This is a genomic window from Tepidimonas sp. (assembly GCF_036824975.1).
Taxonomy (GTDB): domain Bacteria; phylum Pseudomonadota; class Gammaproteobacteria; order Burkholderiales; family Burkholderiaceae_C; genus Tepidimonas.
The window spans coordinates 1-10,883 of sequence record NZ_DAISZC010000012.1 but is presented as its reverse complement, the minus strand read 5'-3'; the positions used below and the strand labels follow the sequence as shown (position 1 = coordinate 10,883).

The window sequence follows — 10,883 nt, the reverse complement described above, 5'->3', positions numbered from 1 at the left end:
CACCCAGCCCTGCGCGCAGGCCGGCCAGCGAGTAGCGCGCGGCGTGCCACAGGCGGATCAGCCCGCGGCGTTTGGGAGGGACTTGGTCGCCGGGCGGCAAGGGTGTGTTCATGATGTGGCGCTGAGGATAGCACCCGAGATGCAGTCGCCGCGGCGCCTCGACCGCGTCCAGTCTGGGACAATTGGGTCATGAGCACGGATACGATGGATAGGGCACGGCCCCGGCTGGCCGCGCCGGAAGATGACGGTCTGGCGGCGTATGCGCAACGCGCGTATCTGGAGTATGCGCTCAGTGTGGTCAAGGGGCGGGCGCTGCCCGATGTCTGCGACGGTCTCAAGCCGGTGCAGCGGCGCATTGTGTATGCGATGCAACGCATGGGGCTGGGTTTCGGCGGCCCGGGGGGCACCACACCGGCCAAGCCGGTCAAGAGTGCCCGCGTGGTGGGGGACGTGCTGGGCCGCTTTCATCCCCATGGCGATCAGGCCGCCTACGATGCGCTGGTGCGCCTGGCGCAGGACTTTGCGCAGCGCTATCCGCTGATCGACGGGCAAGGCAACTTTGGCAGCCGCGACGGCGACGGTGCCGCCGCCATGCGCTACACCGAGGCCCGGCTGGCGCGCATCAGCACCTTGCTGCTGGATGAGATCGACGAAGGCACGGTGGACTATGTGCCGAACTATGATGGCTCCACCGTCGAGCCGCGGCAGCTGCCCGCGCGCTTGCCTTTCGTGCTGCTCAATGGGGCCAGTGGCATCGCGGTCGGCATGGCCACCGAGATTCCCAGCCACAACCTGCGCGAGGTGGCGGCCGCGTGCGTGGCGTTGATCCGCGACCCCGCCCTGGACGACGAGACGCTGTGGTCGCTGCTGCCCGGACCCGACTATCCGGGCGGAGGCCAGATCATCAGCTCGGCGGCCGACATCCGCGAGGCCTACCGCAGTGGGCGCGGCAGCCTGAAGGTGCGCGCGCGCTGGACCATCGAGGAGCTGGCGCGCGGGCAGTGGCAGCTGGTGGTTACCGAACTGCCGCCGGGGGTCAGCGCGCAGCAGGTGTTGCAGGAGATCGAAGAACTCACCAACCCCAAGGTCCGGGCGGGCAAAAAGGCGCTGACCCAAGAGCAGCTGCAGCTCAAGGCCAGTGTGCTGGCGGTGCTGGATGGGGTGCGCGACGAAGCCAGCAAGGACGCGCCGGTGCGTTTGGTGTTCGAGCCGCGCAGCAGCCGCCTGCAGCCCGAGGAACTGCTGGCCCAGCTGCTGGCGCACACCAGCCTGGAGACGTCGGTGCCGGTCAACCTGACGGTGGTCGGGCTGGATGGTCGGCCGGTGTGCAAGCCGCTGCGCACGATCCTGGAGGAATGGGTGGAGTTTCGCCGCCGCACCGTGCTGCGCCGCTGCGAGCGGCGCTTGCAGCGCACGCTCGAGCGCATCCACCTGTTGGAGGGGCGGCAGCTGGTGCTGCTGCACATCGACGAGGTGATCGCCATCATCCGCGCCAGCGACGAGCCCAAGGCCGCGCTGATGCAGCGCTTCGGTCTTACCGAGCGGCAGGCCGAAGATATTCTGGAAATTCGCCTGCGGCAGCTGGCGCGGCTGGAGGCCATCCGCATCGAGCAGGAGCTCGCCGAGCTGCGTGCCGAACAGGGGCGGCTGGAGGACGTGCTACGCAACCCGGCCAGCCTGCGGCAGCTGATGATCGCCGAAATCGAGGCCGATGCGCACACCTTTGGCGACGCGCGCCGCACCCTGATCCAGGCGGAGCGACGCGCCGTGGCCGAGATCCGGGTGATCGATGAGCCGGTGACGGTGGTGGTGTCGGCCAAGGGCTGGGTGCGGGCGCGCAGCGGGCACGGGCACGACGCCAGCGCCTTTACCTTCAAGGCTGGCGATGGGCTCTATGGCGCGTTCGAGTGCCGCACCGTGGATACGCTGATCGTGCTGGGCAGCAACGGGCGTGTCTACAGTGTGCCGGTGACGAATCTGCCCGGGGCGCGTGGTGATGGGCAGCCCATTACCGCCCTCATCGAACTGGAGCCGGGCACCCAGCTGCTGCACTACCTGGCCGGGCCGACGGCGTCGCGCTGGCTGCTCAGCGGCAGTGGCGGCTACGGGTTCGTGGCCAGTGTGGCCGACATGGTGACGCGGCTCAAAGGCGGCAAGTCGTTTCTGACGTTGGACGACCGAGAGACCCCATGCCTGCCCAGCCCGATCGATGGCGCTGGGCGCCTGCAGCTGGCGACGGCAGATGGTGTGGTGACGTTGGAGCCCGTGACATCCGAGGCGGCTTTGCCATGGCGGGTGTGCGCGGTCAGCAGCGCCGGGCGCATCCTGACCTTTGCGCTGGATGAGGTGAAGACGCTGCCCAACGGTGGGCGTGGCGTGATGCTGCTCAAGCTGGAGGCGGGGGATACGCTGGCTGGGGCGGCCGCCTACACGCGCGGTGTGCTCATCACGGGTACCGGTCGTGGTGGCAAACCGCGTGCGGAGGTGTTGCAAGCGCGCAGCTTGGAGCGCGCGGCCGGTGCACGCGGCCGCAAGGGCCGCGACGGCGCATTCGGCTTCAAGCCGGTGCGCGTGCTGCGCAGCGACTGAGGCCGGGCCTTAGCCGAGTTCGGCAATCAGCTCGATTTCGACGCAGGCGCCCAGCGGCAGCTGGGCCACACCGAAGGCGCTGCGGGCGTGGGCGCCCACCGCGGGCCCGAACACCTGCACCAGCAGCTCTGAACAGCCGTTGGTGACCAGGTGCTGTTCGGTGTAGCTGGGGGTGGAATTGACCAAACTGAGCACCTTGACGATGCGCCGCACGCCGTCGAGACTGGTGCCTGCGTCGCGGCACGCGGCTTGCAGCGTACCCAGCAGATCGACGGCAACGGCGCGCGCCGCCGCCTGTCCTTCGGCGGTCGTCATGGTCAGGCCCAGCTGTCCCACCCACGGCTGGCCGTCGCGTTTGGCAATGTGGCCGCTGAGGAAGACCAGAGACCCACTGCGCACGAAGGGCACATAGGCTGCGGCCGGGGTGGCCACGGGTGGCAGTGTGATACCAAGCGACTGCAGACGATCGTAAACGCTCATGACGGGCGACCATCGAAGAAGGGGATATGCGCCATTGTAGTGGGCGCCATGGCGGCGGACGGCGAGTCGGCCAGCGGTCTATCGGCGGGCCGCAGCGGGGGCAGGCCGAGGGCCGTCCACTCCTCCGGCGCGGCCACGGTAACCTGCACCACGGGCGTGTGCTGCCCTCCGCCATGGAGCACGCCACCCAGGGGCGCCACATCCGCATAGTCGCGTCCGACGGCCAGGATCACGTGTCCTTCGCTGGGGCGCTGCAGCCCCCAGCATGCGTTGGTGGGGTCGAGGTGATACCAGCCATCTTGCCAAGGCACGGCCACCCAGCCATGCGAGGCGTCGGCACCAACGGCGCGCCGCTGTCCGGCGGGGGGATGGGTCAGCAGGTAGCCGCTGACGTACTGCGCGGGCAGGCCGAGCGCGCGCAGCGCCGCGATCATCAGGTGCGCGAAATCCTGACAAACCCCGCGCCGTCGCGCCAATACGTCCAGGACCGGGGTGTCCACCTTTGTGCTGCCGGGCGCGTACATCCACTCCCGATGCAGCCGCTGGGCCAGCGCACGGCAACCGTGCAGCCAGCCACCGTCTGGGGCAAAGCACTCGCGGGCCAGGGAGCGCAGCTCCGCATCCCGCAGCGCCTGTAGCGGGATGTGTGGCGAAGCCTGCACCCAGGCGGCCAACGAGCGCCGCGGCACCGATGGATCCCTACGCGCGGCCTGCGGGAAGTGGGGGATGGCGGCGCGCACGTCGGTCCAAGGGACGTCCGCGTCACCGACATCGATGGGGCGCGTGGTGTGTACCACCGCGTCCGCCCACACGTCCAGGGTATCGTGCGCCCGCTCGAAATCGAAGCGGGTGCAGGGGTTGCCCCAGCAATCGGTGTCGTCGCTGCGCCAGTCTGGCTCAGGCGCGATGGTCAGGTGCCAGTTGCGCAGCGTTTGACCATCGCCCTGGCGCGGGCGCAGGCGCGCCAGGTGCTGCGAACGCCGCACCGGATGTTCATAGCGGTAGTGGGTATGGTGGCGAATGCACAACAGCATGGGCACGCTCCCGCGCGGATGCGCAGTATCGCCCAACGGCTGCCCGGCATTGGTGTCCATAATGCCGAGCAACGGCAACGGATCAGACGGACCAGTGATGCTTAGGGGAGGACACGAAAACGACGGCAGCGGGGCGTTCAGCACCGGGGTACGACGGGCCGTGGTGCCCGTGTGCTTGGGCTGGGTGCTGGGTAGTGCGGTTCAGCTGGTGCAGCCGCATCTGTGGCCGCTGCGGGTCTACGCGCTGCTGGCCATGATGGCGGCCGGCGTCGGGCTGCTGCTTTGGGTGGCTGGGCAGCGGCGTGGCTGGCCGGGGCGGCTGGTGTGGGGTCTGGTGCCCGTCGTGGCGGTGCTGGCGTTTGCCAGCGTGGGCTTGCGGGCGGTGGCGCTGCAGGCTGAGCGGCGGCTGCCGGTGGCCACCGGGCAGGCGCTGCAGGCCGACTGGCGCATCACTCGCCTGCCGCGCATCGAGGGCCGAGCCGCTGTATTCGACGCGACGCTGCTGCATGTGTATACACCCGACGGCGCCGAGCATGCGGTGGCGCTGCCGGTGCGGTTGAGCTGGCGGTTTGGGGGCAACGGTGCCGGCGCCGCACCCCCGGAGCTGCGCCCCGGGCAGGTGTGGCGCAGTACGGTGCGGTTGCATCCTCCGCGCGGTGCGGCCAATCCGTATGGCTTTGACGCCGAGGCGTGGTGGTGGCGCGAGGGGGTGGTGGCGCTGGGGCAGGTGGTCATCACGGCGCGCGCAGCGCCGCCGCAACGGGTGGACGATGCGTGGTGGCGCCATCCCGTGGAGCGGGCCCGCACCGCCGTGCGCGATGCGATGCGTGTACGGCTGCATGAATACGGCAGCGCGGCCGGGTTGGTGATCGCGCTGGTCACAGGTGAACAGGGGGCCATTGACCCGCGGGACTGGGACGCGATTCGCGCCACCGGCGTGGCGCATCTGGTGGCGATTTCCGGGCTGCACGTGACGCTGTTCGCCTACCTGGCCGTGGCCCTGGTGGGATGGGGGTGGCGCGGGGCTGCGCAGCGCTGGCCAACGCTGGCGCTGCGCTGGCCGCGGCCATGGGTCGCCGGGGCGGGTGGGGTGCTGCTGGCCACCGCCTACGCGCTGTTCGCGGGCTGGGGCCTGCCCGCGCAGCGCACGGTGGTGATGCTGGCGCTATTTGTTTTCACCGGGATTAGCGGCCGGCGCTGGCCGTGGGGCGTGACGTGGCTGGCGGCGTTGGCGGCGGCTGTGCTAATTGATCCGTGGGCTCCACTGCAGCCTGGATTCTGGTTGAGCTTCGTAGCGGTGGCGGTGCTGTTCAACCACGAGGCGTTATCGCTGGCGCAGGGCGGCGTGGGGACACGGCTGCGCGTGGCTGTCTTGAACCTGTGGCGCACGCAGTGGATGGTGACATTGGCGCTGGCGCCGTTGACCCTGTGGTGGTTCGGGCAGGTGTCGCTGGTGGGGCTGCTGGCCAATCTGATCGCGGTGCCCTGGGTGACCGGGGTGCTGACGCCAGTGGCTCTGTTGGGCCTGGTGTGGGCGCCGCTGTGGGAGGCCGCAGCGCTGCTGGCGCAGCCGCTGCTGGGCCTGCTGCAGGCGATGGCGACGTGGCCCGCTGCCGTGTGGACGCGCCCTGCCGTTCCCTGGCTGTTGGCGGTGGCCGCGGGCGTGGGCGCACTGCTGCTGGTGTGGCGGCTGCCGTGGCGCACCCGGCTGTGGGGTGTGGTGCTGCTGTGGCCGGCGCTGGCGTACCAAGCCCCGGCACCGGCCCCCGGCGTCTTCGAAGTGCTGCTGCCCGATGTGGGGCAGGGCAGCGCCGTCATCGTGCGCACCGCGCGCCATGTGCTGATGTTCGACAGTGGACCGCCGCAGGGGCGCTCTGACGCTGCCGAGCGGGTGCTGCTGCCGTGGTTGCGCGCTTTGGGCGCGACCATCGACGCGGTGGTGATCAGTCACGACGACATCGACCACGCCGGTGGCATGGGTACGCTGGCAAGGGCGGCCCCGCGGGCCGTGTGGTGGGCCTCGTTCGACCCCGGCGACCGGGTGCCCGTGGCGGTGCAGCGCTGCGTGGCCGGCATCGAGTGGGAGTGGGACGGCGTGCGCTTTGCCTTCGTCCATCCGCCCTCGCCACAGTGGGAGCCGCCGGATGGCGGTGGCGATAACGCCCGCTCGTGCGTACTGGGGGTGGGGAAGGGCCGGCAGTCGGTGTGGCTGATGGGTGATGCGCGGCAGGAGGAGGAGCACCTGATCCTGCAGACGCAGCCGAACGTTCGCGCCGGGCTGCTGGTGGCTGGCCACCACGGCAGCCGCACCTCCACCAGCGCTGCCTGGCTGGACGCCACCCAGCCTGCGGCCGTGGTGTTTCAGGCCGGCTGGCGCAACCGCTACGGGCACCCGCACCGGCAGGTCATCGAGCGCGTGCAGGCGCGCGATATTCCATGGGCCAACACGGCCGCCTGCGGTGCCGTCAGCTGGCGCAGCGACGCCCCGGCTACGCTGACCTGCGAGCGCGCACGGTTGCGGCGTTACTGGCGCGCTCCGGCAGCCGTATCGAGTACAGGGTCGTCGGCCGCGCCCGACGCCGACGGGACGGTCGAGGCCGGGGTGCTGTCGAGCCGGTAAAGGCCACAGCTGTTCAGCTTGGCCTGGTGCTTGGCATGGGCCGCGGCGCTGGCCACCTGTTCGGCGGTCCGATAATGACCGGGCTGCACGCGCAGCACGCCAATGCTGACCGTCGTCAGTGGATGAAAGCGCAGGGTGCCATGCCGGTCTTCGGCCATGATGCCACCGGCGGCACGCGCGGCTTCGTCGTACAGCGCGCGGGCCTGCTCATTGAAGCTGTGCACGGCGGTCAGCAAACGCTGCTCCCAGTCGGGCGACTGCATCAGCAGCACGAAGTCGTCGCCGCCGACGTGGCCGATGAAATCCCGCCGTGGGTCGCAGGCGGCGCTCAGGCAGCGCGCTTGCAGTCGGATCATTTCATCGCCTCGCCAGTAGCCGTAGTGGTCGTTGAACGCCTTGAAGTGGTTCAGGTCGGCATAGCAGGCGGTAAACGGCTCCCCGTTTTGGAGCAGCCGCTCGATGTGCAGCGTGAGCGGCACATTACCCGGCAGCGACGTCAGTGGATTGGCGTGGCGCGCGGCCTCGATGCGCGCCTCCGTCACGCGACGCACCAGTTGCTCGCCCGTGCCCAGCCCCACGTAGCGTCCGTGGTCGGTGAGGATGAAGCCATCGCGCAGGTAGGTCTGGTCGGCCGAGGTCAGCACCTCGGTCAGGTGCTCGATGGGGGTATGCACCTCCACGCACAGTGGTTGCCGGTTGGCCAGCGTCAGGCAGGGGTTGCGGCCGCGCAGCTCGCGGAAGTAGCGGTGCATGGCCTGTTCCTGCAATGTGCGCCGCGCCAGCAGCCCCACCGCCCGCTCGCCGTCCACGATGGCCACGGCGTTGAGGTGGGGATGGCGGCGGAACAGCTCTAGCGCATCTTCATTGGTGTGGCGCGGGGTCAGGGCCGGCGCGGTGATCAACAGGGTGCGCGCGGTCAGCGAGCGGTTGACGACCCGGTGTCCTTCGGGCAGCACGGCGATCTCGCGCTCGCGCAGCACGGCCAGCGCGGGCGGCGGCAATTCGTGCACGGCAGCCGGTTCGGGGCGGCCGAACAGGTAGCCCTGCGCCAGCGGTATGCCCATGTCACGCAGTACGCGCAACTCATCGGCATGCTCCACGCCTTCGGCGACGAGCTGGGCACCAAACGTGTCGGCCAGGTGCTGCAGGGCACGCAGCGTCTGCAGTTTGTGCCCGTTTTCGTGCACCTGCTGGGTGAAGTACTTGTCGATCTTGACATACTCCGGGCGCAGCTCTGACCACAGACGCAAGCTGGAGCGGCCGTCGCCGAAATCATCCAGCGCCAGCGCCGCCCCGGCGCCGCGCCACAGCGCCAACGCCTGCTGCAGGGCGTCCAAATCATGCACCCGCTCATGCTCGGTCAGCTCCAGCACCACCCCCGCCAGCGGCATCGTTTGGGCCTGGCGCGCGCCCTGCCAACCTTGGGAGGCTGTGTCCAGCGCGCGCTGCACCAGGGCCGTGGCGCTGACGTTGATGAACAGCAACCCATGCACCGTCTCCTGCTGGCGCACGCCCAGCGCAGTGCGCACACACGCCAGCTCCAGCTCCAGCGTGCAGCCCTCGCGCGCGGCGGCAGCAAACAGCTGCTCGGGGGTGCGCCAGGCACAGTCGGCCCGGGTGCGCACCAGCGCCTCGTGGCCGAAGACGCGCTGCGACGCCAGTTCGATGATGGGCTGCAGATGCATGCGCAGCCCGTCACCGGCGATCAAACCGCGGACGCTGTGCGGATCGGTTCCCCGGGCGGTGTTGGGCATGGTGAGGATGAAGGGCTCCGGCAGCAACATCACGCTGCATGATGCACCGGCGTGATGACCACTGTGTGACAGATCGTACGGGCCGGGCGCATGGTGCCGGTGCGGACGCTGCGGTGGCCCATGCTGGCCCGCGCCTTGCTACGATGCCGGCATGGATGTCACGCCCCGCCCCGGATACGATGAAATGACGGCCGCCGATGGCCGTGTGCGCCCGCACTATGCGGCGTACGCGCGCTGGCTGGCCGAACAACCCCCCGAAAACATGGCTGCGCGGCGCAGCCAAGCGGAGCTGCTGTTTCGCCGTGTCGGTATCACCTTTGCTGTCTACGGGGACAAGGATGAGGAGGGTGCTGGCACCGAGCGCCTGATCCCGTTCGACGTGATTCCGCGCATCATCCCGGCGCACGAATGGCAGCTGCTGCAGCGCGGACTGGTGCAGCGGGTGACGGCGCTCAACCGCTTCATTCACGATATCTACCACGGACAGGAGATCCTGCGTGCCGGGGTGGTGCCGGCCGAGGCGGTGCGGCACAACGCGCAGTACCGGGCCGAAATGCAGGGATTGGCGGTGCCGGGGGATGTTTACGCCCACGTCGCCGGCATCGATATCGTGCGTGCACCCAAGCCGGGCGCACCAGAAGAGGGCGAGTTTTACGTGCTGGAGGACAACCTGCGCGTGCCCTCCGGCGTGAGCTACATGCTGGAAGACCGCAGCATGATGATGCGGCTATTTCCAGAGCTGTTCCGAGATCACCGCGTTGCGCCGGTGGCACACTATCCGGACCTGCTGCTGCAGACGCTGCGCTCGGTGGCGCCGCCCCATGCTGCCGAGCCGACTGTGGTGGTACTGACGCCCGGTATCTACAACAGCGCATACTTCGAACACGCTTTTTTGGCCCAGCAGATGGGTGTGGAGCTGGTCGAAGGGCAGGATCTGTTTACCCGCGACGGCTACGTGTACATGCGCACCACGCGTGGGCCACAGCGAGTGGATGTGATTTATCGGCGCATCGACGACGATTTCCTCGATCCCCTGGCCTTCCGGGCGGACTCGGTGCTGGGTTGTGCGGGACTGCTGGATGCCTACCGGCGCGGCCACGTGACGCTGTGCAACGCCATTGGTACTGGGGTGGCTGACGATAAGTCCATCTACCCCTACGTGCCAAAGATGATCGAGTTCTACCTGGGCGAGACGGCGATCCTGTCCAATGTGCCGACCTACGCCGGGCGCGATCCGCGCGACTTGGCGTACATCATCGCCCATCTGGATGAACTGGTGGTCAAGGAGGTGCATGGCGCCGGCGGCTACGGGATGCTGATTGGGCCCATGGCCTCACGCGCCGAGCGCGAGCGCTTTGCGGCCGCCCTGCGCGCCCAACCGGAGCAGTACATCGCCCAGCCGACGCTGTCGCTGTCCACCTGCCCAACGTACGTCGAACAGGGTGTCGCGCCGCGGCACATCGACTTGCGGCCGTTCGTGCTGTCGGGTCGGACGGTGAAGGTGGTCCCCGGTGGACTGACCCGGGTGGCCTTGCGCGAGGGCTCGCTGGTCGTCAACTCGTCGCAGGGTGGGGGCACCAAGGATACGTGGGTGCTGGAGCCCTGAGGCGGCGAATGGACCGACCCGCCCGCCGCGCCGATTCACCGGAGAACCGCATGCTGTCCCGCACCGCCGATCACCTGTTTTGGATGGCGCGCTACACCGAGCGCGCCGAAAACACCGCCCGTATGCTGGATGTGCACGTACAGACGGCGCTGCTGCCTCAGACCGACGACGGTGCCCGCCGCGACTGGGAGGGACTGCTGCGCATCAGCGAACTGATGCCGGCTTACACCGCCGCATACGGCGCGGTCAGCGCGCGCGACGTGCTGCACTTCATGGTGCGCGACGAGCTCAACCCCTCCAGCATCGCCAGCTGCCTGCGCGCGGCGCGCGAAAACGCCCGCGCGGTTCGCGGCGTGCTGACCACCGAACTGTGGGAGGCGCACAACCAGACCTGGCTGGAGCTGCAGCGGCTGCTGAAAGCCGGTGAGTTCGAGCGCGACCCGGGCGGTTTTTTCGAGTGGGTGAAGTTTCGCTCGCACGTCTCGCGCGGTGTGGCCTACGGCACCATGCTGCAGGACGAGGCGTTCCACTTCTTGCGCTTGGGCACCTTTTTGGAACGGGCCGACAACACGGCGCGGATGCTGGATGTGAAATTTCACGGCGCACCCGCCGCCGGTGAGGCGGTGGCCGGTACCCACAGCGCCGAGGCGACCCGCGACTTCTACCACTGGAGCAGCATCTTGCGCAGTGTCAGTGCGTTCGAGATCTACCGCAAGGTATACCGCAGCGGCATCACGCCAGAGCGGGTGGCGGAGTTGCTGATCCTGCGCGCCGACATGCCGCGCAGTCTGGCTGCCTGC

Annotated in this window: 7 protein-coding genes; 4 read left to right on the top strand and 3 right to left on the bottom strand. The window is 69.0% G+C overall.

What is annotated here, in order from left to right; translation table 11 throughout:
- Positions 1 to 189 precede the first annotated feature (189 nt).
- Positions 190 to 2,589 (top strand): DNA topoisomerase IV subunit A, encoded by a 2,400-nt coding sequence (parC, locus tag V7Z54_RS02655; RefSeq protein ID WP_334134159.1) that lies wholly within the window; start codon positions 190 to 192, stop codon positions 2,587 to 2,589.
- A 9-nt stretch (positions 2,590 to 2,598) separates the two neighbouring features.
- Here the strand turns inward: parC and V7Z54_RS02650 are convergent, their stop codons facing one another.
- Both V7Z54_RS02650 and V7Z54_RS02645 read right to left on the bottom strand, forming a co-directional pair.
- A complete protein-coding gene (locus V7Z54_RS02650) occupies positions 2,599 to 3,069 on the bottom strand; it encodes a RidA family protein (RefSeq protein ID WP_334134158.1) in 471 nt (156 codons plus the stop codon).
- Positions 3,066 to 4,103 carry a transglutaminase family protein gene (locus tag V7Z54_RS02645; protein ID WP_334134157.1) on the bottom strand — a complete coding sequence of 346 codons (1,038 nt, stop codon included), beginning with the start codon at positions 4,101 to 4,103 and terminating at the stop codon, positions 3,066 to 3,068. The genes V7Z54_RS02650 and V7Z54_RS02645 overlap by 4 nt, the downstream gene beginning before the upstream one ends.
- A 163-nt stretch (positions 4,104 to 4,266) precedes the next feature.
- Between V7Z54_RS02645 and V7Z54_RS02640 the strand changes: the two genes are divergently transcribed.
- Positions 4,267 to 6,723: a DNA internalization-related competence protein ComEC/Rec2 gene (locus V7Z54_RS02640; protein WP_334134156.1), complete on the top strand. Its 2,457-nt coding sequence runs from the start codon at positions 4,267 to 4,269 to the stop codon at positions 6,721 to 6,723.
- On the opposite strand, the gene V7Z54_RS02635 is transcribed toward V7Z54_RS02640, so the two are convergent.
- Complete coding sequence (locus tag V7Z54_RS02635) at positions 6,627 to 8,507, bottom strand: phosphodiesterase (protein ID WP_334134155.1); 1,881 nt, start codon at positions 8,505 to 8,507, stop codon at positions 6,627 to 6,629. The two genes, V7Z54_RS02640 and V7Z54_RS02635, sit on opposite strands and share 97 nt — an antisense overlap.
- Positions 8,508 to 8,628: 121 nt before the next feature.
- On the opposite strand from V7Z54_RS02635, the gene V7Z54_RS02630 reads away from it, so the two are divergent.
- Both V7Z54_RS02630 and V7Z54_RS02625 read left to right on the top strand, forming a co-directional pair.
- Entirely contained in the window at positions 8,629 to 10,083 is a 1,455-nt protein-coding gene (locus V7Z54_RS02630; RefSeq protein WP_334134153.1) for a circularly permuted type 2 ATP-grasp protein, read from the top strand.
- Between the two features lie 50 nt (positions 10,084 to 10,133).
- A partial coding sequence (locus tag V7Z54_RS02625; protein ID WP_334134151.1) for an alpha-E domain-containing protein occupies positions 10,134 to 10,883 on the top strand: 750 nt, incomplete at its 3' end.